General features: G+C 62.3%; 21 protein-coding genes. 7 read left to right on the top strand and 14 right to left on the bottom strand.

Annotated elements, in window-relative coordinates; translation table 11 throughout:
- Nucleotides 1-6: 6 nt before the first annotated feature.
- Nucleotides 7-1,140, bottom strand: a complete 1,134-nt coding sequence (locus OVA07_RS17415) for a helix-turn-helix transcriptional regulator (RefSeq protein WP_268172952.1) — start codon at nt 1,138-1,140, stop codon at nt 7-9.
- Nucleotides 1,141-1,260: 120 nt separating this feature from the next.
- Between OVA07_RS17415 and OVA07_RS17420 the strand changes: the two genes are divergently transcribed.
- Nucleotides 1,261-1,746 carry a nuclear transport factor 2 family protein gene (locus tag OVA07_RS17420; RefSeq protein WP_268172953.1) on the top strand — a complete coding sequence of 162 codons (486 nt, stop codon included), beginning with the start codon at nt 1,261-1,263 and terminating at the stop codon, nt 1,744-1,746.
- Nucleotides 1,747-1,777: 31 nt separating this feature from the next.
- Here OVA07_RS17420 and OVA07_RS17425 read toward each other — a convergent pair whose 3' ends face one another.
- The 10 genes from OVA07_RS17425 to OVA07_RS17470 form a co-directional block, all read right to left on the bottom strand.
- Complete coding sequence (locus OVA07_RS17425; protein WP_268172954.1) at nt 1,778-2,455, bottom strand: SDR family NAD(P)-dependent oxidoreductase; 678 nt, start codon at nt 2,453-2,455, stop codon at nt 1,778-1,780.
- Nucleotides 2,456-2,471: 16 nt separating this feature from the next.
- A complete protein-coding gene (locus OVA07_RS17430; RefSeq protein ID WP_268172955.1) occupies nt 2,472-3,248 on the bottom strand; it encodes an SDR family NAD(P)-dependent oxidoreductase in 777 nt (258 codons plus the stop codon).
- Entirely contained in the window at nt 3,245-3,823 is a 579-nt protein-coding gene (locus tag OVA07_RS17435) for a carboxymuconolactone decarboxylase family protein (RefSeq protein ID WP_268172956.1), read from the bottom strand. Before OVA07_RS17435 ends, OVA07_RS17430 begins: the two co-directional genes overlap by 4 nt.
- Nucleotides 3,824-3,866: 43 nt before the next feature.
- Nucleotides 3,867-4,646, bottom strand: coding sequence for an SDR family NAD(P)-dependent oxidoreductase (locus OVA07_RS17440; protein ID WP_268172957.1), 780 nt, complete (start codon nt 4,644-4,646; stop codon nt 3,867-3,869).
- 39 nt (nt 4,647-4,685) lie between these two features.
- Nucleotides 4,686-5,141 (bottom strand): nuclear transport factor 2 family protein, encoded by a 456-nt coding sequence (locus OVA07_RS17445; protein ID WP_268172958.1) that lies wholly within the window; start codon nt 5,139-5,141, stop codon nt 4,686-4,688.
- A 57-nt stretch (nt 5,142-5,198) separates the two neighbouring features.
- Entirely contained in the window at nt 5,199-6,278 is a 1,080-nt protein-coding gene (locus OVA07_RS17450; protein WP_268172959.1) for a Rieske 2Fe-2S domain-containing protein, read from the bottom strand.
- 155 nt (nt 6,279-6,433) lie between these two features.
- Complete coding sequence (locus tag OVA07_RS17455; protein ID WP_268172960.1) at nt 6,434-7,252, bottom strand: Coq4 family protein; 819 nt, start codon at nt 7,250-7,252, stop codon at nt 6,434-6,436.
- Nucleotides 7,253-7,255: 3 nt separating this feature from the next.
- Nucleotides 7,256-9,067, bottom strand: a complete 1,812-nt coding sequence (locus OVA07_RS17460) for an acyclic terpene utilization AtuA family protein (RefSeq protein WP_268172961.1) — start codon at nt 9,065-9,067, stop codon at nt 7,256-7,258.
- The gene (locus tag OVA07_RS17465; protein ID WP_268172962.1) at nt 9,060-10,745 is read right to left on the bottom strand and encodes an FAD-dependent oxidoreductase; all 1,686 of its coding nucleotides are present in this window, start codon (nt 10,743-10,745) and stop codon (nt 9,060-9,062) included. Before OVA07_RS17465 ends, OVA07_RS17460 begins: the two co-directional genes overlap by 8 nt.
- Before the next feature lie 159 nt (nt 10,746-10,904).
- Nucleotides 10,905-11,555 (bottom strand): TetR/AcrR family transcriptional regulator, encoded by a 651-nt coding sequence (locus tag OVA07_RS17470; RefSeq protein WP_268172963.1) that lies wholly within the window; start codon nt 11,553-11,555, stop codon nt 10,905-10,907.
- A 122-nt stretch (nt 11,556-11,677) separates the two neighbouring features.
- On the opposite strand from OVA07_RS17470, the gene OVA07_RS17475 reads away from it, so the two are divergent.
- A complete protein-coding gene (locus tag OVA07_RS17475) occupies nt 11,678-12,760 on the top strand; it encodes a hypothetical protein (RefSeq protein ID WP_268172964.1) in 1,083 nt (360 codons plus the stop codon).
- Between the two features lie 49 nt (nt 12,761-12,809).
- On the top strand, nt 12,810-13,475 hold the full coding sequence (locus OVA07_RS17480) for an alpha-L-rhamnosidase-related protein (protein WP_268172965.1): 666 nt from the start codon (nt 12,810-12,812) through the stop codon (nt 13,473-13,475).
- A 4-nt stretch (nt 13,476-13,479) separates the two neighbouring features.
- Here OVA07_RS17480 and OVA07_RS17485 read toward each other — a convergent pair whose 3' ends face one another.
- From OVA07_RS17485 to OVA07_RS17495, 3 genes are all read right to left on the bottom strand, one after another.
- Entirely contained in the window at nt 13,480-14,445 is a 966-nt protein-coding gene (locus tag OVA07_RS17485; protein ID WP_268172966.1) for an acyl-CoA dehydrogenase family protein, read from the bottom strand.
- A gap of 14 nt (nt 14,446-14,459) precedes the next feature.
- The gene (locus tag OVA07_RS17490; protein ID WP_268172967.1) at nt 14,460-15,605 is read right to left on the bottom strand and encodes an acyl-CoA dehydrogenase family protein; all 1,146 of its coding nucleotides are present in this window, start codon (nt 15,603-15,605) and stop codon (nt 14,460-14,462) included.
- A gap of 96 nt (nt 15,606-15,701) precedes the next feature.
- Complete coding sequence (locus OVA07_RS17495; RefSeq protein ID WP_268172968.1) at nt 15,702-16,595, bottom strand: LysR substrate-binding domain-containing protein; 894 nt, start codon at nt 16,593-16,595, stop codon at nt 15,702-15,704.
- A gap of 98 nt (nt 16,596-16,693) precedes the next feature.
- On the opposite strand from OVA07_RS17495, the gene OVA07_RS17500 reads away from it, so the two are divergent.
- The 4 genes from OVA07_RS17500 to OVA07_RS17515 are packed head-to-tail and all read left to right on the top strand — an operon-like array spanning nt 16,694 to nt 21,076.
- Nucleotides 16,694-17,500 carry a crotonase/enoyl-CoA hydratase family protein gene (locus OVA07_RS17500; RefSeq protein WP_268172969.1) on the top strand — a complete coding sequence of 269 codons (807 nt, stop codon included), beginning with the start codon at nt 16,694-16,696 and terminating at the stop codon, nt 17,498-17,500.
- Complete coding sequence (locus OVA07_RS17505; RefSeq protein WP_442789678.1) at nt 17,497-18,720, top strand: CaiB/BaiF CoA transferase family protein; 1,224 nt, start codon at nt 17,497-17,499, stop codon at nt 18,718-18,720. Before OVA07_RS17500 ends, OVA07_RS17505 begins: the two co-directional genes overlap by 4 nt.
- Nucleotides 18,720-20,156, top strand: a complete 1,437-nt coding sequence (locus OVA07_RS17510; protein ID WP_268172971.1) for an aldehyde dehydrogenase family protein — start codon at nt 18,720-18,722, stop codon at nt 20,154-20,156. Before OVA07_RS17505 ends, OVA07_RS17510 begins: the two co-directional genes overlap by 1 nt.
- Nucleotides 20,153-21,076: an NAD(P)-dependent oxidoreductase gene (locus OVA07_RS17515; RefSeq protein ID WP_326493144.1), complete on the top strand. Its 924-nt coding sequence runs from the start codon at nt 20,153-20,155 to the stop codon at nt 21,074-21,076. Before OVA07_RS17510 ends, OVA07_RS17515 begins: the two co-directional genes overlap by 4 nt.
- The last annotated feature ends 51 nt before the right edge of the window (nt 21,077-21,127 follow it).

Here is a 21,127-nt window from a genome sequence, read left to right on the forward strand (position 1 = left end):
CCGCACTTATGCGCCCAGCGATGCCAGCAGCGCCACAAGTTGCGCCTGCCGGTTCACCCCGGTCTTGGCAAAGACCGCGCGCAACTGCACTTTGGCGGTATTGTGCGCTATGCCCAGCCGCCGCGCCGCTTCCACCAGGCTGTGCCCTTGCGCCAGCACGGCGGTCAGCCGCGCCTCTGCCACGGTCAGGCCCAACAGATCGCGCAAGGCCTGCGGATCGGTGCTTTTTTCCGGCCCCGGACGCGCCATAAACAGCGCCAGCGCACCCGCGCCTGCGTGAATCGCGCTCACATCCAATGGCCGCGCGGTCACCACCAGATCGCCGTGTGCGGGACGTTCAATACGAAAGCGGGTCAGCTTTGCGCCTGTCAGGCCCAGCCCGTTTACAAGTATGTCCCCACGCAGCAATTCACCCACCATACGCTGCTGCGCGGGGGCGGCCAGCACCAGTTCGGCATCGCGCCGCATCAGCCCCTCATCCTCGGCCAACAGGCTGTCGGCCAGCGCATTGGTGCTGACAATGCGGCGGCTGCGGTCCAGCACGATCAGCGCCAAGCCCAGCCCTTGGGCCGTCGCATGGAAAACGCCGTGCTGCGCGCCTGCAAACTGCAACTTCTCGAACAATCCCACCGCGATGCGCAAGTGCTGCGACAGCATCTGCAACCGCGCGCGATCCGCCGGGGTGAAATCGGGCAGTGCGTTGTGCCGGCTGATGCGGAACCGCGCCTCATATCGCCCATCATCCTTGCGCCCGCGCGCCTGCCCGAAATGCAGGTCAATGCCCAGCACCTGATCGAACCCCGTCTCCGCCATTGTGCGGCGATATTCGGGAAAGGCGTGATCGGGCAGCCCCGCCATGAACTCGGCATAGGATGTCACAATCCCGTCCGCCAACCCCTGAAACGGATCATCGGCAAACAGGCTTTCGGCATAAATACTGGCAAAATCGGCGCTGCCGCCGGGCGTCAGAAAAGTTGCAGGCTGGCGCTTTCCCGGCGTGGTGATGATAAGCGTGGCAAAGGTTGCGTCCATCCACCCGGCCAGCGCTTCCAGAAACCCGCGCCACGGCTGCTCTTCCCCGATCCCGGCATAGAGCCGCGCGAGAAGATCGGAAAAATGAAGATCCATTGTTGCAGCCATGACCGCAGCATAGACGCAGGCCTGCCCGTCATCCAGCGGCGATTGTTTCCAGAAATATTACGCATTTTTCTGATATTGTCAGATTTAGTACACGCAATGCGCTGCAATGGATCAAACTAGATGTCACACAATATCGAAGCCGTCGTCGCCCGCCTGCAAGCGCTGGAAGACCGCGAGGCTATCCGTGACGTGATCGCCCGCTATGGCCCGCTGGCGGATCGCGGCGATGCGCAGGCGCTGGCGGCGCTATGGACGGAAGACGGCACTTACGAAGTCGTCGGTTTCGCCAGTGCGCGCGGACGGGCAGAAATCGCCGCGCTGATCGACGCCCCCTATCACCGCGACATGATGGCCGATGGCTGCGCGCACCTGCTCGGCCCGGTGGCCATCACCGTCGATGGGGACCGCGCCAGCGCTGTTGGACATTCCGTGGTGTTCCGCCACCACGAAGGCACATTCAGCGCGTTTCGGGTGGCGGCGAACCGGTGGACACTGGCCCGCGATACGCATGACGGGCAGTGGCGGGTCATCCACCGCGCCAATGCCCTGCTTGATGGCGCAGAGGCGGCCCGCGTACTGCTGTCGGTCCCGGTCAGGAACACTTAGGTGTCTTTAGGTGCCGTTCAGGAATTGTCCCTCAACCGCCCCTTGAAACCGGAATCAAAGCCCCCGAAATCGTTCTTGCGCAAGGGCTTGCAAGGAACATGATGACCTTGGCCAGCGACGCTGGCTGCACCCATTGCGCAAAATCGGCATCGGGCATGTCGGCCCGGTTCACCGGCGTATCGATCACACTCGGCAGCACCGCGTTGACCGTGCAATCGGTGCCCGCCAGCTCCGCCGCAAGGCTTTCCGTCAGCTTGTGAACCGCCTGCTTGGACGCAGCATAGGCCCCCATTCCGGCACCGGCATTCAGCGCCGATCCGGCCCCGATATTGACAATCGCCGCGCCGGGCGTGTTGCGCAAAATGGGCAGGGCGGCCGTGGTCATGTTCACGCAAGTCGTTGCATTCATGGCAAACATTCGCGCCCATGTGGCCGGGCTGCCATCGCCCAGCGGCTCCCAAACAAAGCCGCCCGCGACGTTTACCAGCACATCGATCCCGCCAAGTTCGGCCTGCGCCCGCACAACGGCCGCTGCCGCCTGCGCCGCGTCGGTCAGATCCACACCGCCCAGATCGATCCCGCCGGGGTTCGCATCGGGCGCGGTGGCTGCAAAATCGATCCGCGCCACGCGGTCGCCGCTTTCCCTGAACGCTTCTGCCACGGCCCGGCCAAGCACCCCGAAACCACCGGTTACAATCACTGAACGCATTGATCCAAAACCTCTTTCAGGGCCGCTGTGAATGGCGGATGCCGCCATCTACGACGAGTTCAGTACCCGTAACATAGCTGGCTTCGTCCGACAGAAGGAAGCGGATTACCGTGGCAATTTCATCCGGCCGTCCAAACCGGCCAAGGAAAATGCGCGGGCCATAAAGCTGCTCCATCCCGTCACGCGCCGCGCCCAGAATGGGGGTGTCGATCATGCCTGGACTGACCGCGTTGATACGCACGCCATGCTGCGAAAGCTCGTCCGCCATAGAGCGCACCAGCGAGATTACGGCGCCCTTCGCGGCAGAGTAGATCGGGATCATGCCATTGCCAAACCACGCATTTATCGATGCAATGGCGACGATAGCGCTGCCCGGATTGGCCTTCAGATCAGCCATGAAAGCCTGCGTCAGTTCAATCAACGCGCGCACATGCAGCGCCATGCCACCGTCAAAGTTTTCAGGCGTCACCCCGCCAATCCCGGTCTGCAACGCAGTGCCCGCACCATGCACGATGCCGCCAATGGCACCTAACGCTTCGCGCGTTTGCAGGGCAGCAGGGGCGACCGACTGCGGATTGCGCAAATCGACGGCAAGGCCAATGGTGGCCACGCCATAAGCATGTGATATTTCAGCCGCTGCGACCTTTGCCCCATCAGCGTTGATGTCCCACAGCGCAACCGGACGGCCCACTGCGGCCAGCGCATGAGCGGCGGAAAGACCGATGCCCGATGCGCCCCCGGTGATGACTACCCCGGTGCCCGGCGCACCAAGGCGCGATGCCTCAAAGATCATGCTGCTTCCTTTTGCGGATCGTTGTTTGGCAGGCCGTTAAGGCACACCGTATCGAAGCCCAGCACATGCGCGACCCGGCCCAGGCCGACCCAGGCAGCAGTGCAATAGGCAAGGTCCACAACCTCGCCATCGCTGAACGCCGCCTTCATCCTCGCCCAGAAATCTTCATCAATCGCAAGGGCTTGCGGCTCTGTTCCAAAGCGTTCGGCAAATTCGATGGCAAGGCTTTCGCGAGCAGAAAACACCGTCGCACCGCGCCAATCCTCAATCGCGGCATAGAACGCTTCATCAGGCGCGGGGCCATTGTCGGTCACCAGCTTCCGGTTGGGATCGCCCGCCACGCTGAACACGGCGGGCGCATCGCGGTCTGCGCGGAAATCCTTGCACACCATGCAGCCATTGATCTGGGCCGTGCGCATCCGCGCCGCTTCGAATTCGCGCAGCGACAGCCCGCTTTCGCGATAGACCGCAGCGGAAAAGGCGCTGCTGGCCGACACGATGGGCACCGCATGGGTGCGCGCGGCATAGCCGAAGGGATCGGCGTGATGGCTTTCTGGAACGGTAATGCGCGGCATCGGGCGATCCTTTCCGGGAGATATTGCTTTGTTTTATATAAGCTTACATGCCCGGTGATCCGGGGAAGCCCATATAGTAGGTTCCAACGGTCATCCCGCCATCGACGACGATTTCGGTACCGTGGCAGTAGGAGGATTCATCGCTGGCAAGGAATGCAGTAGCCGCCGCCACTTCTTCTGGCCCGCCGATGCGCTGCATCGGCACGTTGGCATAGCCCTTGTTCACTTCAGCCCGCGCCGCACCGGTGTGGTTGGACATCACGGTATCGACACCGCCGGGGTGGACGGAATTGACGCGAATGCCCTTGTGGCCCAGTTCCATCGCCGCAACCTTGGTCAATCCGCGCACGCCCCATTTGGACGAGGCATAGGCGACAAGGCTGTTCGCACCTTTCATCCCATCGACCGACGAGACGTTGACGATTGCGCCTTTGCCACGCGAGATCATGCCCGGCGCAACTGCCTTGATGCCAAGGAATTCACCGACAAGATTGACGCCGAGCACGCGCTCGTAATCAGCTTTGCTGGTTTCCAGAATGCTTTTGAACATCAGGATACCGGCGTTGTTCACCAGCGCATCAACGGGACCAAGATCAGCCTGTGCTGTGGCAACAACGCGCGCCCAATCATCCTCGCTGGTCACGTCCAGCTTGTAGAAGCGCGCAGCTTCGCCCAGCTCGGCGGCCAGCGCCGCACCGTCTTCTTCCAGCACGTCGGCAATGGCAACTTTCGCGCCTTCGGCCACGAAAAGGCGCGATGTGGCCGCGCCCATGCCCCGCGCGCCGCCGGTAATGATGGCGACCTTGCCCGTCAGCTTGCCCATGTCTTCTCCCGTTCGTCGTATTGGCTTTGTGCAAATAAATCAGGCGATTTGTGGCACCGGCGCCATGTCCGGCACGTTGTGCGTCCAGCCCATTTCCTCGTAGCGTTCGGCAATGCGCCAGCCATCGGCGGTGCGGACAAGCCGGTCCCGATACCAAAGGCCGATAAAAAACACCTGTTCAGCGCCGTCGCCTGAGCGGTGCGTCATTGGATTGAACAGGATCGTGCGGCTGCGCGCTTCGTCTCCGGCTATGTCCAGCTTGGTCGTAGCGACCATGTGCTGAAACGTAGGGAAGCGTTCCAGCGCAACAGGGAGCCACGCCCTGATCTTCGGATAGGTGCCCTTCGCGCCGCCGGTTTCGCTGTAATCGATCTGTGCATCTGGGGTGAAAATGCCGTCCAGCGCATCCCAATCGCGTTCATCGATGGCGAAGCTGTAGCGGGCGAAGAGATCCTGGATCTCCAGCCGGTCGGATATTTCCTGAAGGCTCAACATGGCACCTCTCCCCAAAAGGTCGGCGCTATGGCTGCGCCGATCCTTTCTGCATTGCTGTCAGGCGACTTGTCTGTCCTGCCGCTTGTCCAGCGTGACGTGCAAGCCGTTGACACGGCCCTGAATTTCAGGCGCCTTGTCGCGCGGGTTGAAGAACTGGCGATACCACAGGCGCACCTTCGCATAAGGGCCGTCCTTGGGGATGGCGAGCGGGTTGATGCAGGCGCGCTTGTTGGCCCAAATCTCCACATCCTGCGCAAAGGCAAGGCGGCTGCCTTCCTGATAGGCCAGCGCCATTTCGCGGTCAGCATCGTTGGTTTCGCGGCTACCATCATGAACCTTGACCATCAGCGCGTGCCACGAACGGGTGACGCCATCTTCGATGGGGGTGTTGGCGATCATGATGAAGCTGTCGAACGTGCCGGCCATTTCCGATTGCAGGAAACCAGGGCCTTCGTACCAAGTATCGAGCACCAGCGCGTCTTCCGGGTTGGCGGTGAGCGTGCGGTGGCCTGCGCTGTAATACTGGTGGAGGTGCCCGCCTTTGAATTCGTTGGCGAAATATTGCCAGTCGGTCGCCCCGTGGATGGGAATAAAGTGGCCAAAATCAGCCATGTTATCAACTATTTCTATGCCGTGACTGTTCAGATCGCCCATATAGTCGATCTTCCATTCCACCCAGCCCGGTTCGCCATAATGGCCGCCAAAGTTGGGCAGTTCGACATCAGGTTCCAGACCTTCGGGATCGTGCCACATCCAGATGATCCCGGCGCGCTCGATCACCGGATAGGTCTGCAGCTTTGCCGCCTTGGGGATGAAATCCGAATAGGGGATATGGTTGCACGCGCCATCGGTGCCAAAGCGCCAGCCGTGGAACGGGCAGCGGATCGATTCCCCTTCGACATGTTGGCCATCGCGCACGATGTAGGACGTCGAGTTCTTTGCCAGATGCGCGCCCATGTGCGGGCAATAGGCATCAACCACATAAGGCGTGCCGCTTTCCCCCCGATAGATCACCAGATCCTTGCCGAAATAGCGGATCGGCGCAGGCGTGCGGGTGGCATCGGTGGCCGGGCCGATCATGAACCAGCCGCGCGGGAAATCAAACTCTCCCAGACCATAATCCTTGGTCGTTGCCATCAGCATCACTCCTGTAGATTTTTCGCCGCCCTGAGTCGGCTTTTCAGCGCATTTGAAGGCTTAATAACCAAATTATACGCAATTTGCGAATTTTTTATCGCGCGATCATGCTGTGACATGATGTCATGGAAGCATGCGCCGGGCAAGCGCAGCCTTCAGCGATACTCTTCCCACGCCAGCGACGCTTCGGCGCTGTCCAGATCAACCGCGCCGACGATGCCCAGCGCCGCACGCGCTTGCGCCAGTGGCAGGTGGAACACGTCTTCGTATTTCGCCATGAAATAGGGACCGGACTGTTCGCCCACGTCCATGCCGCAGCGGATGGCGCGCAAGGCCGTGGGGAAGGACTGCGGATAGTGCAGGCCGGTGCGCGAAATCAGCCGCAACGCGCCGAGCAACTGGCCCGGATGGATCAGGCCCACCAGTTCGGCATCAAGAAAGCGCGGCAGATTGCTGAGCCGCCCGAAATAGGGGACCAGTTCGCCAATGATGTTGAACCCGCCGCCGCAGACGATGTGTTCCAGATCGTGCGTCTGGCCGCTGCGCAGCGAGAAGTATTCGAACTGGTTGCGCGGTTCGAAGCGCGGCACGATATCGATTTCGAACCCGTTGTCGCGCAAATAGCGGCCAAAGATGTGGCCGAGCGAACCTTCGGGATTGGCGAGCAGTTCGTCCACGGTGAAGGTGGAAGAAAAGCCTTCGGAAAACCAGCGATCAAGTTCGGGCCAGCGCGCGCGTTCCAACGTAAACAGGGCTTCGATGCGGGGCACGTCAAACAGGGCGCCGAGAATGCCGTAAAGCTGGTGCGCATCGAGTGTGGTAGGTGAATCCTTGCCACTTTTGCGCAGGAACGCCGTGGCCAGCCAATCGCGCAGGGCCGGGCTGTTAAGATAGCGCGAATTGCTGACCAGTACGCTGCTTTGCGTGGCAATGGGCTTTGCGCCGCGCGCCAGATAGGGGAGATCGTCGGCCATTATTTACCCCTCGATTTGTTCAAGCAGCACTGCGGGAACCTGCACTGGAATTTCGAGCAGGTGCTGCGCCATGCTTTTTGCGGCGGCATCGAAGCGGGGGGACAGGTTGATGCCCCCGCCCTGCGCATCATGGGCGACGAAATTGATCGCGTGGATGCCGGGAACATCGAAAATCTCGACGCGGGCGCTGGCGGGATCATCGAACAGGTGGCGATACCAGTCGGTCACTACCGCTTCAGAAAGGCTCGCGCGTATCCACGGCAAGTAGGCTGGGTTGCGGGCGATGACGGCGGTGTTGAACACGCGGCCCTTGTCGCCACTGCGCGCCCAGGCGAGACGGATCAGCGGGACTTGCATGAGGTTGTGCGCAGCTTCCGGCTGAGGGACCAGGTGGTGAGGAAGCGCCGCAGGATCGCAGCCGGGGCGGACCGGATCGATGAACTCCAGCGGCTTGCCATCAAGGTGGACTTGCGGTGCCACCCGGTCGCGCGCGATCAAGCCAAAGACCATGCCGGTGAGCGGGAACGCGCGCGGGGCGGCGACGATGGGGGCGATCGATGTGCCCTGTGCCATGTTCATGATGGCCGTGGTCTGTTCACGACCGAACAGCAGACAGGGTGCGGCATCGACATGATCGACAACGATTTTCAGCAGCACTTCGCGCGGGGTGAGCGGGCGGGCGCGTGGGCCATAGGCCGTTTCGGTGCCGATGACTTCAACGTGCGTCTGGCGAAAGGGTTTGTGCCCTTGTGCATGCAGCATCGTGCGGACACGTTCAATCAACGCATCGGCGGTGCGCTGCGCCTTGCCCACCGCATCGATCCCGGTGATGGGGATGAGCGCGACAGAGCGCCAGCCATCGTCATAGGTGCCGCACAGTTTCAGCGTTTCAGGCGCAGGGTGGCCCTTTGCGCCACGCACCACCACGCGGTTCGGACCGACCTGTTCCAGCGTGATCCCGGTGAAATCACAGGTGACATCGGGCACCATATAGGCGCGCGGATCGCTGACTTCGTAGAGCAGTTGTTCGGCAATCGTGCCGACCGATAAGAGACCGCCAGTGCCTTCAGGTTTGGTGATGACCATGCTGCCGTCGGCGCGGCATTCGCCCACCGGAAAGCCGATGTTGGCCCAGTCCGGCACGTTCTGCCAATCGGTGAAGGTGCCGCCCGTGGCCTGCGCACCGCATTCGAGCAGGTGGCCCGCGACGGTTCCTGCGGCCAGCAGGTCGAGGTCATCCGCGCCCCAGCCGAATTCGTGAATCAGCGGACCAAGGATCAGCGCGGAATCGACCACGCGCCCGGTGATGACCACATCGGCCCCGGCATCGAGCGCGCGGGCAATGGGGAATGCACCAAGATAAGCGTGAAGCCCGATATCCCCGGCGGGCAGGTCTGCGCCGCTGAACATGTCGGTCAGGCCCTCTGCGCGCAGTTGCGGGACGAGGTGTTCGACATCATCGCCGGTGACGGTTGCGACGCGAAAGGTCAGACCTTGGTCGGCAGCGCGTTGGCGGATCAGGGTGGCCAGACCTTCGGGGTTCATGCCGCCCGCGTTGGCGATCACGCGGATGCCGCGCGCTTTGATTTGCGCGAGGTAGGGACCGATGTGGATATCAACGAAATCCGGCAGAAAGCCCGACGCCGGGTTGGCCTGCTTCATCCGGCGGAACAGGCCCATTGCCCCCTCCCCCAGATAATCGAAGGCGAGGTAGTTCAGATTGGGCACAGTCAGCAGGCCGGGCACGGCAATGGCGCTGTCGTTCAGCGCGCCGCTGGCCCCGCCGATGCGGACGATTTTGGCGGTATCAACCATTCGCGCCGGTCAGGTCGCGGGCGGCGATATAGCCAAAAGTCATGGCCGGGCCGATAGTAACGCCTGCCCCGGGATAGCTTTCGCCCATGGACGATGCGGCATTGTTGCCCACGGCATAGAGGCCGGCGATGGGCTGGCCTGCATCGTCCACCACTTGCGCGCGGGCATTGGTGCGCAGGCCGCCATTGGTGCCGATATCGCCGGGGTAGATCGGCAGGGCATAGAACGGCCCTTCGGTCAGCGGGCGCAGACAGGGGTTGGGCTGATGGCGGTAATCGCCATACATCCTGTCGTAAGCCGCTTCGCCACGGTGAAATTCGGGATCTTCGCCCTTGGCTGCACCGTCGTTAAAACGGGCGATCTGGGCTTCGAGCGTGCCGGGATCGACACCCATGGCCTGCGCCAGTTCGGCAATGGTGCGGCCCTTTTTCAGGATCGTCTTGACCGCGCCTGCCTGAAGCCAGTCGGGCACCATCGGCAACAGCGGCCCCATCGGGAACTGGTGGCGATAGCGGTGATCGAACACCATCCAGCTTGGCGAGGCGTCGCGGTGTTCACGCTCGCGCAGCGCCATCTGCTGGCCGACGATGTGATAGGACGCGGCTTCGTTGAGGTAACGCTGGCCCTTCTGGTTGACCATGATGCAGCCCGGCAGCGCGCGTTCAATGGTGCAAAGCCGCCCGCGATCTTCGCCCGGAACATGGAACACGGGTGCGGCCCATGCGGACTGCATGTTCATCGTGGCAGCACCGATGGCTTGGCCTGCGCGGATGGAGTCGCCGGTGTTGCTGGTGACCCCGCCCGAAAGGTAAGCCTTGCTGTAAAGCGGGGCATGGGCATCGCGCATCTGCTGGTTCTTGTCGAACCCGCCTGCGGCCAGAACCACGCCCTTGCGGGTGCGGATGCGGTAAGGCTTGCCGTCCCGTTCAACCACAATGCCGGCGACCTTGCCCTGTTCGGTGACGATTTCCTGCATCGGCGTTTTGAGCCACACGGGCACGCCCGCCTGATTCAATGCCGCGCGCAAGCCCCCGGTAAGCGCATTGCCAAGCGTAAGGCGGCGGTCCTTTTTCGACGTGAAGCGCAGCGGCCAGTCGAGCCAGTATTTGGCCATGTTGCGCACCAACCCGGTCAGCCAGCCCGGCCGCCGATAAAGCAACTGGTAGGTTTCTGCGAAAGTCCAGTTGAGATAGCCGAACAGGCTGGCAGCAGGCGACGGCAGGCGCTGCGTTTTCAGATCATCGCCCAGCAGCGTGCCATCCAGCATTTCGGGCAGGTGCGTGCGGTATCCGGTAACCGATCCGCCGGGATTTTCCGCGTGATAATCGGGGTATGGCTGCGAAGTATAGACTACGGGCGTGTTTGCGGTGACCCAGCGCAGCATGACAGCGGCGTTATCGACAAATGCGCGGATGTTTTCATCGGGCACATTGTCGGCCGATAGCGCGCGGACGTATTGAAACGCATCGTCAAGATTGTCTTCAAACCCGGCGGCCTTGGCCTGATCGCTGCCGGGAATCCAGATGCCCCCGCCCGACGTGGCGCTGGTGCCACCCCACAGCTTGTCCTTTTCGACCACCAGCACTTGCGCGTGGTTCTTGGCCGCGACCAGCGCAGCCAGCATTCCGCCCGCGCCCGATCCGACGACGACGATGTCGACTTCCTTGTTCCAGTTCATCGCCCTGCAATCCTGTCAGGTGGCCCCTTTGACGGGGCCTTCTCCCATTGTTCAACGCAGTTGCCGCCATCAGGGGCGCGGTGTCAACACCATGCGTAGATATTTAATCTACATATTACGAAAATATGCTATTTTGCGCCGATCTGCCGGATGGTGCGATCATTCTAAAGGAGCTTGCCCGCCGGATTGGCCCATTCCGCCGATGAAACTGCGCAACAAGCCCTTCTGCATGTCCATCAGCGGCCTGTCGGTGGCAGGTTTGCCTGACAGGTTTTCGATCAACGGGGATGCCCAGAAAAAGCCGAACAGCATGTTGAAGATCGCCACGATCTGCACGGCCAGAATATCATCCGACGATGGCACGCCTGCCTTGTCGCTAAGCTTCCGGCCATAGCCGACAAGGCGACCAAGCCAGTCGAGCGCGACAGGATCGGCTTGCGCATCCGACGAAATCGCCGCCCGCACCAGCAACTTTGCGATGTTGGGGTGCTGCGCCAGCAGATCGGTCATGCGGTCGGTCAGTTCGTCGAACCTGTCGTCAGGCCCGGCCAGAATGGCGTCCATCAGATCGGTCATCGGTTTGAGCGCGCGCTCATAAACCTGCCGGTAAAGATCGTCCTTGCCGCTGAAGTGCTTGTAAAGACCGGGCTGCTGAAGGCCCGCTTGCGCGGCGATATCACGCAGCGAAGTGGCACCATAGCCATGCTGCGCAAACAGTGCCTCGGCCACATCAAGGATGCGGCTTGCGGTGCGCTGGCCCTTGTTCATCGCGGCGGGGGTGGGCGCAGGGGGCTTCATCGTGACGGTCATAGCAGTTCCATATCCCAAATCCGCAGAATTTCGCTTGCGTAAAAAGTTATCGATCTATAACTTTTCTTCTCAGAGCCGAACGGGCGTGAATCGCGCCTGCACTATGGCCAGAGGAGACAGTGATGCTTGATGAATCCCGCAGGCAATATCTTTCCAGTATCCTGAAGCCGGTGTCGCCCCCGCGTGAAATCAGCAATCCCTTCACTGAAGAACAGAAGCGGCTGATGCTGGACGTGGTGCATGGCAAAGGGCCGTGGCAGCTGATTCTGGCGCAGCATTTCCCCACGCCGGAATCACTGCTGGCGACATTTGCAGGCGGCTTCCCCGAAGGTTTCACGCCCACGCTCGACATGTTCCTGACGCCGACGTTCCGCGGTTTTCTGGCGAACTATTCGGCACCGCTTTATCCCGAACTGCACGATGTATTCTATAACGAAGCGTTCCTGAACCACGCCAAGGCTTATTGGGGGGCGCAATACGCCAAGCCTCAGATGATGCTGTTCAATGTGAACGGCCCTTGCGCCAACACCGATCCGGGGCATCTGGATACGCCCAGCTTCCGGGGCGTACGTTATGAAAATTCGCCAACATGGCTCTGTTCGATCATGGGTCGCTCCGGCCTGTTCCAGGACTACCTCATCAAGATGGCGCAGGTGATAACCTGGTTCAGCCATGATCCTGAAAGCGGCTTTACCTATTGGCCAGAAGGCCCGCTGGCCAAGCCTGCGCGCGTAAAATCACCCATCTATAACCGCGCGGTGGTGGTGCAGAACGAAATGCTGGTTCATCGCGGCGAAGCCAATGGCGCGCGCGAGCGTCGTCGTCCCGAAGGTCTGGCCTTCAACAGCATGTTTTCGGGCGACCCTGATGATTGCGATGGCTGGCTGGTGAAAACCGGCGACACGGTGATCGAACGCTATCACACCGACGACCTGCGCTTCCTCGTCCACTGGTCGGCCGAAGTGTTCAGCGACTTTGACGAACTGAAAAAGAACATGGACGGCAGCGACAACCTGACGCACGAGCAGGCCATCGACATGCTGATCAAGGATGTGCGTTCGCGCGGCATCCAGATTGAAACGCCCAGCGATCCCTTGAACGATCCTATGTTCATCCGTGCGCTCAATGCCGCCTATGATTTCGGCGGACCGGCGGAATATCCGGCAGAAGCGCCGGTGGATGCGCCCTTCGGCATGGCCGCTTGAGCGGTCGGGTCAAACGCCACGGTAGTAAACTCACCCGCTCCAATGCAAGATGGGCCGCAACCTTGGTGGTTGCGGCCCATTTCTTGTGCCAGGCGCGGATGGCAGGATCGGCAATGGCAGTCAGACCGGGATGGTCGTGGCGATCCGCTTTGGCCTGCTGCCTCCCGATGCGATGCGTGCGGCAGGCGCGGTACTGGCGGCGGATGTTGCGCGGCGGGGCAATCACCTGTCCACCGGGTTCCTTGGCACGCCGCATATCCTCGATGCGCTGGCGATGGCCGGACAGGAAGATATGGCTATCACGCTGCTGACCCAGCGCACCTTTCCGTCATGGGGCTACATGGTGGAAAAGGATGCGACGACGATGTGGGAGCGCTGGAACAGCGATATGGGCGATATGGGCATGAACAGCCTCAACCATTATGCCTTTGGCGCGATTGGCGATTTTCTGTTCCGGCGGGTGGCGGGAATTGCAGCCATTTCGCCCGGCTTTGGCAAAGTGCGCATCGCGCCAATCATGTCGCCAGCACTGGGCAGGGGTGGTGCAACCTATCGCAGCGTGCGCGGCACGATCCGCACCGCGTGGACGGCATCGGGCGGGCAGTTCCGGCTGGACGTGGAACTGCCGGGCGGCGTGGAAGGCGATGTGGTGCTGCCGGGCGGACGCAAGGCGCGCGCCGTGGCGGGGCCGAACCGGTTTTCAGGGAAGCTGTGACGGTTCAGGTAAACACCGATTGGCGGACCCAGTCTACGCTGGTTTGGGCATCGGCAAGGCGCGCCGTGCCCAAGGCTTGTGCCCAATAGCTTTCCGAACCATCGGCCATGCGCCATTCGTGCAGGCGGCGGGTGAGCAGTTGCAGATCGTATTCCTCGCTGATGCCAATGGCACCGTGAACGGCATGGGCAGTGGCGGCAATGCGCGGTGCAGCCGAAGAGGTAGTGATCTTGGCTGTCGCGGCGACGGCCATCGGCACGTCGATCCCATGACCTGCGCCAAGCTGCGCCGCGATGCGGCAAGCGATCATGTCTTCGGCCATGATGGCGAGCATCTGCTGAAGCGATTGCTGGCGACCGATGGGCTTGCCGAACTGGACGCGTTCGGAAGCGTAGGCCGTGGTCAGATCGCACAGACGCGCGGCGGCTCCGGCGATCAGGCAGGCGCGTAGCACGGCGGCAATGGCGCGCAGGGCAGCGGTTGGGCGTGGCAGTACAGTGCCATGCGGCATGCCGAAAAGGCGTGCGGCGAGCGAATGGGTGACGCCAGTTGGGGCGCGCGACATTTCCGCAATGCTGCACAGCATCAGCGCTTCGCCGGTGTCGACCAGCGCATGTTCGGCCACCAGACCGCAGGGCACGGGCTGGGCCATTGAGGTGACCAGCACGATAGGCCCATCGGGCGCGGCCACGCCTGCCTGTGTCAGCAGGGCGCGGGCGACCATAGTTTCGGCCACGGGCAGCGGCAGGGCATGCGCGCCGAGCGCGGCGATCAGCGGTTCGATGGCGCCGAGCGAAAGCCCTGCCCCGCCATGCTCTTCCGCCACGAGCGCGTCGAGAAAGCCCGATTGGGCGATTTCCTGCCACAACGGCGTGGGCGATGATCCTGCCTCGATTGCGCGGACCAACGCAGGCGGGCAAGCGCCTTCCATCATACGGACGAACGGTTCGAGAAGTTCGTGGTTTTCCATGATCCTGGTTCCCTTCACCGCAGACCCATGCCGCGCGCGATGATGCCGCGCAGAATCTCGCGCGTGCCGCCGCGCAGGCTGAAGCTGGGGGCGATGTGCGTGACATACATCAGCGTGCGATAAAGCTCTTCGCTCATCGGCTCGTCCGGGTGGGCGGCCAGATCGTCGGCAATGACAACAGGTAGTTCCTGTTCAAAGCCGGTGCCGCGATCCTTGACGATGCTGGCTTCGACCACCGGGCTTTCCCCCGCCACCAGCCGCGCGGTGCAGGCGATGGACATGGCGCGCAAGGTGGCAAGTTCTGCCGTCAGGCGGCCCACAAGCGCCGCGGCGGTGCTACGCCCGGCGGCCTGCATGTGCCTGATCCACGCATCGAGCAGCACGACGCTGGAATAGATGCGATCCGGGCCGGATCGTTCGAAGGCGAGTTCGGCAACGACCTGTTTCCAGCCCTCCCCCTCCTGTCCGATCAGCGCATCGTCACCCAGTTCCACGTTTTCGAAGAACACTTCGGCAAAGTGGGCATCGCCGGTAAGGTCGACGATGGGGCGCACCATTACGCCGGGGGCTTTCAGATCGATGATAAGCTGTGAAAGGCCTGACTGACGGTCTGCCGATGTGCCCGATGTGCGGACCAGTGCGATCATGTAGTCCGAATGCATCGCATTGGTGGTCCAGATCTTCTGGCCATTGACCACCCAGCCCTTGTCCGTGCGCTCAGCGCGGGTGCGCACGCTGGCAAGGTCTGAGCCGGAGCCAGGTTCGCTCATGCCTATGCAGAACAGTTGTTCGCCCCGGCAGATCGCGGGAATATGCTTGTGGCGCTGCGCCTGCGTGCCGAAGTTCAGCAACAGCGGTGCGCTCTGGCGGTCGGCAATCCAGTGCGCGGCAACGGGGGCACCTGCACTCAGCAGTTCTTCCACCACGACAAAGCGCGCGAAAGGGCCTTTTTCCTGCCCGCCATAAGCCTTGGGCAGAGTCAGGCCAAGGAACCCTGCCTTACCCAATGCGCGGCTGAAGTCAGCGCTGAAGCCTTGCCATGACCGTGCGCGGCGGTCGAGTGGCAGGGCGGCAATATGGCGCTCGATGAAGGCGCGGATCGCGGGCCGCAGCGCTTCGTCCTCGGCTGGAAGCGTGGCAAGCGTCAGGGTATCGAACACGGGGGACAGGCTCCTTTCCCGGCGGCAAGCTGCATGGCCTGCCCTTTCGCCCGATGGATGCGCCTGAGGCCTGTGCGATTCAAATATTTAATTCTGCTATTTCGATAGTGATTGGCTATCACTGCTACTTTCAAGCGCCGTCCTGACGAAATTGAGCGCGAGTGCGGAAGCATCCGCAGCGCGGGCCATGCCCATTGCGATGGGGATCGTATCGTCCAGCGCCACGATGCGCACGCCCGGTCCTGCAAAGCGGGCGCTGCGGGCCGGGATCAGGGCAACGCCCAGCCCGGCTTCTACAAGGCTGAGAATGGTCTGCACCTGCACCGCCTCTTGCGCGACCAGCGGGGTGAAGCCCGCGCGATGGCAGGCCAGACGGATCGTGGCGTGGAGCACGCTGACCGGGCTGTAGATGATGAATGCGCGGTCTGAGAGCGCGCTGAGCGGCACCACCTTGCGGCGGGACAGCACATCATCGCGCGGGATTACGGCCACAAGCACATCACGTTCAATCACGTCGATGATGACGGGTGCGGAATCCATGACAGGCAGACGGACCAGCCCGATATCGAGGCGGCGCGCGGCAATGGCGCGGACGATTTCGACGCTATTCATCTCCTCCAGCGCCAGTTCCACCTGCGGGTAGGCCTGCCGGAAGGGGGAAACGATGCGCGGCAGCAGATCGCCAATGGCCGAGCCGATAAAGCCGATCGACAGCCTTCCACGCAAGCCCGCAGCCCCCTGGCGCACCGCATCCCGCACCTGTTCTGCCGCCGCCAGTGCCGCGCGCGCCGGGCCAAGCGCAGCCTGCCCGGCTGCGGTCAGCCGCACCCCGCGCGGATCGCGGTCAAACAGGGTAACGCCAAGGTCGTCTTCCAGTTTGCGGATGGCCACCGTCAGCGGTGGCTGGGAAATGTGCAGGCGTTCTGCCGCACGGTGGAAGTTCAGCGTTTCGGCAAGTGCGCTGAAATAGCGAAGTTGGCGCAAGTCCATAATACGTTTTCACTATCGAAACTGGAAAAATCAATATTAGCCTGTTTGGCCTGCGTACCCTAGCCATTTTGCACAACAGAACCGCAGAGGAAGCGCCGATGGCCGAAGCCCCATTCCTGCTGATCGAACGCGATGGTCCGGTCGTGATCGTCACGCTTAACCGCCCCGATACGCGCAACGCCATTTCGGAAACGGCGCATAGCGAGGAAATCGCAGAGTTCTGCGCGCGCACCGCCCGCGACATGAGCATTCGCGCAGTCGTTCTGACCGGCGCGGGCAAGGCGTTTTGCGCGGGCGGCAATGTCAAGCACATGGCGGAAAAGGCCGGGATGTTCGGCGGCTCGCCCTTTTCGATCCGTAACCAGTATCGCACCGGCATCCAGCTGATCCCTTCGGCGCTGTATGAACTGGAAGTGCCGGTGGTGGCTGCGGTGAACGGTCCGGCCATCGGCGCGGGGCTGGACCTTGCCTGCATGGCCGACATTCGCGTGGCTTCGGAAAAGGCGCTCTTTGCCGAAAGTTTCGTGAAGCTGGGCATCGTGCCAGGCGATGGCGGCGCATGGCTGCTGCCGCGTGTGATCGGCATGGCGCGCGCCAGCCTGATGACGCTGACCGGCGATACCATCGATGCGACCAAGGCGCTGGAATACGGCCTTGTGAGTGAGGTGGCGGCGCCGGAACAGGTCTTGCCGCGCGCGGTGGAAATCGCGTGCTCGATTGCGTCGAACCCCGGCCATGCCACGCGGCTTGCCAAGCGCTTGTTGCGCGAAGGGCAGGACATGAAACTGGCCCCGCTGCTGGAACTGTCCGCCGCCTATCAGGCGCTGGCCCACCACACGCAGGACCACCACGAAGCGGTCGACGCCTTCCTTGAAAAGCGCACGCCAGACTTCAAGGATCAATGATGGGCGCGCTTTCCGGGATCAAGGTGCTGGACCTGTCGCGCGTTCTGGCAGGGCCGTGGTGTTCGCAAGTGCTGGGCGATCTGGGTGCTGACGTCATCAAGGTGGAGCAGCCGGGCCAGGGCGACGATACGCGCAAATGGGGACCGCCGTTCCTTGACGATGGCAGCGGCGATTCCGCCTATTACCTTTGCGCCAATCGCAACAAACGCTCGGTCGCGATCAACATGGCTGACCCTGAAGGTGCAGCGCTGATCCGCAGGCTGGCGGCGGACGCTGATATTGTGATCGAGAATTTCCGCGTGGGCGGACTGGCCAAATATGGGCTGGATTACGATGCGCTGCGCGCGATCAAGCCCGACCTGATCTACCTTTCGATCACCGGCTTCGGCCAGACCGGCCCTTTGCGCGACAATGGCGGGTACGACTTTCTTGTGCAGGGCATGAGCGGGCTGATGAGCGTGACGGGCCTGCCCGATGGCGAGCCGGGCGGCGGTCCGATGAAAGTGGGCATTCCGATCAGCGATCTGACCACCGGGCTGTATGCGGCAATATCGGTTCTGGCCGCGCTGAACCATCGCCACGCCACGGGCGAAGGACAGCGCATTGACCTGGCTTTGCTGGATACGCAGGTCGCGCTGCTCGCCAATCAGGCTTCGAACTGGATGAACGGCGGCATGGTGCCGCGCCGCATGGGCAACCAGCATCCCAACACCGTGCCCTATCAGGATTTCGCCTGCGCAGATGGCAGCATTCTTGTGGCGCTGGGCAATGACCGGCAGTTTCGGGCGTTCACAGCGCTGATCGGGTTGCCCGACCTTGCCGATGATCCACGCTTTGCCATCAGCGCCGGTCGCAGCGTTAACCGTGATGCCCTGCTGGAGCAGATGCGTCCGGCCATCGCGCGGTGGAAATCGGACGATCTGATTGCTGCGATGCAGGCGGCCAAACTGCCGGGCGGCAAGGTCAACGCAATTCCCGATGTGCTGGTGCATCCGCAGATCGAGGCGCGGGGGCTTGTTCATGACATGGCGCGGGCGGATGGGACGCCGGTGAAAGTGCTGGGGTTCCCTGCCCAGCTCTCGGCCTCGCCCGCCACATATCGCCATGCGCCACCACGTTCAGGCGAAGACACATTTTTGGTTTTATCTGATAAGTTAGGACTAACTCAAGATGAAGTCGAGCGTCTGGCGAAGGCTGGCGTGATTGCGGAGAAGCTGTGATGAAGGGCGCGAATTACATCGACGGGCGCTGGGTTGAAGGCGCCGTGCCGTTCGAAACGGTGAACCCATCGGACCTTGACGAAACAGTCGGCAGCTACACCAAGGTTAGCGAAGAAGATGTGCGCGCGGCAATGGCAGCGGCCCGCCGTGCCCAGCCTGCATGGGGTGCGTTCAACATGCAGGCGCGGGCCGATATTCTTCTCAAAGCGGCGGAGATTATCAAGGCGCGCGCGCAGGACATCGGGCTGTTGCTGAGCCGCGAAGAGGGCAAGACCCTGCCCGAAGGCGTAGGCGAAGCGCTGCGCGCAGCGCAGTGTTTCCAATATGCCGCTGGTGATGTGGTGCGCGCGCAGGGCGAATGGTACAATTCGATGCGCGATGGCTTCAATGTGCTGGTCACGCGCGAACCGGTGGGCGTGGTGGCGGCGATCACGCCGTGGAACTTCCCGATTGCGCTGCCTTCGTGGAAAGTGGCGGGTGCGCTGGCCTATGGCAATTCGGTAGTGCTCAAGCCCAGCAGCTTCGTGCCGGGCTGCGCGGTGATGCTAGCGCAGATACTGGAAGAAGCGGGCGTGCCTGCGGGCGTGTTCAATCTGGTGATGGGCGATGGCCGCGCGACGGGCAATGTGATGATCGATGAGGCCGATGCGCTGACCTTTACCGGCGGCACCGCCACGGGCCGCACCGTTCTGGCCCGCGCGGCTGAAACGATGACCAAGTGCCAGCTTGAACTTGGCGGCAAGAACGCGCTTGTCGTGCTCGACGATGCGGATCTTGATCTTGCAGTCGATATCGCCAGCAACGGGGCGTGGATACAGACCGGGCAGCGCTGCACCGGCACCGAACGTCTGATAGTGACGCGCGGCATCCACGATGCCTTTGTCGAACGCATGGCCAAGGTTGCGGCGAGCTATCGGGTCGGTCATGCGTTGGACGCCGATACCCAGATCGGCCCGGTCGCCAATGTGCAGCAGTTCAACGAGAACCTGCAATTCGTAGCCGATGCCAAGGCTGAAGGCGCACAAGTTGCGGCGGGCGGCGGCGCAGTGGAAGGCCGCACGCGCGGCTTGTTCATGGCTCCTGCGCTGCTGATTGGCACGAAAGCCGGGTGGCGCTGCAACCAGCATGAATCGTTCGGCCCGATTGCCTCTGTCATTATGGTCGATGATCTGGACGAGGCGATCCACGCGGCCAATGCCTGCCAGTACAAGCTTTCATCCGGCATCGCCACGACCAGCCTGAAGAATGCCGAACGGTTCCGCAAGGCATCGCAGGCTGGCATGGTCACGGTCAACGCGCCCACGGCGGGGCTTGAATATCACGTCCCGCTCGGCGGGCGGGCACCTTCTGGATACGGCCCGCGCGAGACGGGCACGGCGGCTGCCGATTTCTTCACCGAAAGCAAGACCAGCTACATCAATCACGGCGCGATCTGAACGCGCGGACGGAGAGAGACATGACCACAGTCGGATACATCGGACTTGGCGCGATGGGCCTGCCGCTGGCCAAGCACCTGACGCGCAAAGGTTTTGACGTGATCGCCTATGACATCGACCCCGCGCGCGGCGATGTCATCGTCGAACTGGGCGGGCGCAAGGCGCAGTCGGTGGCCGAAGCGGCTGATGGCGTTGATGTGGTGATCACTTGCCTGCCTGCCACGCCGCATGTCGAAGCGGTGGTGCTGGGGGCTGATGGCGCGCTGGCACAGATGAAGCCGGGCACGCTGCTGCTAGATATGTCGACCATTGATGCCAACGGCACGGATCGTGTTGCCAAGGCCTGCGCGGACAAAGGGGTGGCCTTTGTCGACAGTCCCATCGGTCGCCTCGTGCTTCATGCTGAACGCGGGGAATCCCTGTTCATGGTGGGGGCAAGCGACGCGGATTTCGCGCGCGTCGAACCGCTGCTTGGCGCGATGGGCAAGGACATCATGCGCTGCGGCGGACAGGGCATGGGCAGCCGGATGAAGTTGGTGAACAACTTCCTCCTGCTGACCATCGCCCAGGTCAGTGCCGAGGCGGTTGCGCTGGGCACACGGCTTGGCCTTGAAATCGACACGATCCTTGAAGTGACTGGCCGCACTACCGCGCAAAACGGGCAGTTGCACACGCTGATGGTCAACAAGGTGCTGAAAGGCGATACCGCACCGGGCTTCACCATCGACCTTGCGTTCAAGGACATGACGCTGGCGATGACCGCAGCGGCAGAGAACCGCATGGGCCTGCCAGTGGGTGCGGCCGCCCACGCCGTCTATGGCGGGGCGCGGGCGGTGCCCGAGTTTGCGACAAAGGACTATTCGGCGCTGCTCGAATGGGCCTGCCGCAATGCTGCTATCGATACGCCGCGCACGGCCTGATTAGACCGGGAGGCGGGCGTTGCGAGGATGCCCGTCGCCAAGCCCGCCTTT

Origin of the sequence: Novosphingobium sp. SL115, from assembly GCF_026672515.1 — a bacterium.
Taxonomy (GTDB): Bacteria; Pseudomonadota; Alphaproteobacteria; order Sphingomonadales; family Sphingomonadaceae; genus Novosphingobium.

What these genes read in the sequence shown, in the direction of transcription:
- OVA07_RS17465 (WP_268172962.1), bottom strand. Translation starts at nt 10,745, where the DNA reads ATGAACTGGAACAAGGAAGTCGACATCGTCGTCGTCGGATCGGGCGCG.
- OVA07_RS17510 (WP_268172971.1), top strand. Translation starts at nt 18,720, where the DNA reads ATGAAGGGCGCGAATTACATCGACGGGCGCTGGGTTGAAGGCGCCGTG.
- OVA07_RS17505 (WP_442789678.1), top strand. Translation starts at nt 17,497, where the DNA reads ATGATGGGCGCGCTTTCCGGGATCAAGGTGCTGGACCTGTCGCGCGTT.
- OVA07_RS17485 (WP_268172966.1), bottom strand. Translation starts at nt 14,445, where the DNA reads ATGGAAAACCACGAACTTCTCGAACCGTTCGTCCGTATGATGGAAGGC.
- OVA07_RS17480 (WP_268172965.1), top strand. Translation starts at nt 12,810, where the DNA reads ATGGGCCGCAACCTTGGTGGTTGCGGCCCATTTCTTGTGCCAGGCGCG.
- OVA07_RS17425 (WP_268172954.1), bottom strand. Translation starts at nt 2,455, where the DNA reads ATGCGTTCAGTGATTGTAACCGGTGGTTTCGGGGTGCTTGGCCGGGCC.
- OVA07_RS17450 (WP_268172959.1), bottom strand. Translation starts at nt 6,278, where the DNA reads ATGGCAACGACCAAGGATTATGGTCTGGGAGAGTTTGATTTCCCGCGC.
- OVA07_RS17460 (WP_268172961.1), bottom strand. Translation starts at nt 9,067, where the DNA reads ATGGTTGATACCGCCAAAATCGTCCGCATCGGCGGGGCCAGCGGCGCG.
- OVA07_RS17445 (WP_268172958.1), bottom strand. Translation starts at nt 5,141, where the DNA reads ATGTTGAGCCTTCAGGAAATATCCGACCGGCTGGAGATCCAGGATCTC.
- OVA07_RS17415 (WP_268172952.1), bottom strand. Translation starts at nt 1,140, where the DNA reads ATGGCTGCAACAATGGATCTTCATTTTTCCGATCTTCTCGCGCGGCTC.
- OVA07_RS17420 (WP_268172953.1), top strand. Translation starts at nt 1,261, where the DNA reads ATGTCACACAATATCGAAGCCGTCGTCGCCCGCCTGCAAGCGCTGGAA.
- OVA07_RS17500 (WP_268172969.1), top strand. Translation starts at nt 16,694, where the DNA reads ATGGCCGAAGCCCCATTCCTGCTGATCGAACGCGATGGTCCGGTCGTG.
- OVA07_RS17435 (WP_268172956.1), bottom strand. Translation starts at nt 3,823, where the DNA reads ATGCCGCGCATTACCGTTCCAGAAAGCCATCACGCCGATCCCTTCGGC.
- OVA07_RS17495 (WP_268172968.1), bottom strand. Translation starts at nt 16,595, where the DNA reads ATGGACTTGCGCCAACTTCGCTATTTCAGCGCACTTGCCGAAACGCTG.
- OVA07_RS17440 (WP_268172957.1), bottom strand. Translation starts at nt 4,646, where the DNA reads ATGGGCAAGCTGACGGGCAAGGTCGCCATCATTACCGGCGGCGCGCGG.
- OVA07_RS17470 (WP_268172963.1), bottom strand. Translation starts at nt 11,555, where the DNA reads ATGACCGTCACGATGAAGCCCCCTGCGCCCACCCCCGCCGCGATGAAC.
- OVA07_RS17430 (WP_268172955.1), bottom strand. Translation starts at nt 3,248, where the DNA reads ATGATCTTTGAGGCATCGCGCCTTGGTGCGCCGGGCACCGGGGTAGTC.
- OVA07_RS17455 (WP_268172960.1), bottom strand. Translation starts at nt 7,252, where the DNA reads ATGGCCGACGATCTCCCCTATCTGGCGCGCGGCGCAAAGCCCATTGCC.
- OVA07_RS17475 (WP_268172964.1), top strand. Translation starts at nt 11,678, where the DNA reads ATGCTTGATGAATCCCGCAGGCAATATCTTTCCAGTATCCTGAAGCCG.